We start from the raw sequence: 644 nt of genomic DNA, 5'->3' as shown, positions 1-644 counted from the left end.
CCCTCAAGGATGGCGTCCATTATCAAAAACATAAATATCTGCAATTTTCAAGGTTCATTTGAGCCTATTTTTCTTCGGCTCGTTTTTCATAGCTTACTTGACACTATCTATTGTGATAACTTATGAATTTAGTGTAAACAACTGTTGTTTAAGATTCAATGTGGTTTTTGTTTAAGATTTGTTTAAAATTTACCCCGCAAAGCATACTCTGCCGGGGTTCAATACTGTTGCAGCTTTTTGTAATCCAACTTTCCATTCATCGTACGTGGCAGCTCCTCTATCTGAATATACTTCACACTGCCACGCAGGATCGGATAGCGTTGCAGCACACGTCGTTCCCATGCTGCATCCGCTTTGTTTTGTTTGTCTGATACTTTGCCATGTTAATGTATCCTCTCTTTCGTGATACCGACAACATAATAGACCAAAAAAGTGACCAGGGTTACACTCGCAAGCATGACTGCTGTGTACTCTGCTGTCACCGTGATGGCACCTTCTGACATGTTGATCACACTTTTCAAAGAAAACCTTTCGTACTGTGCCTGGCCGCCAAAAAGATACGCCATATAGGAATACACGATAAATGGGATAAATACCACTGACATCCTCTTATGGATAAACTGGGAAAGTAACAGCGCCGTTCC

1 protein-coding gene is annotated in these 644 nt (G+C 41.1%); it reads right to left on the bottom strand.

Annotated elements, in window-relative coordinates:
• Positions 1-383: 383 nt before the first annotated feature.
• The coding region (locus DW981_RS14835) for a hypothetical protein (protein ID WP_207664022.1) at positions 384-644 on the bottom strand (261 nt) is incomplete at its 5' end.

The organism is Clostridium sp. AM49-4BH, from assembly GCF_003478335.1.
GTDB lineage: Bacteria > Bacillota > Clostridia > Lachnospirales > Lachnospiraceae > Butyribacter.
This window is presented reverse-complemented; position numbering and strand designations above follow the sequence as displayed.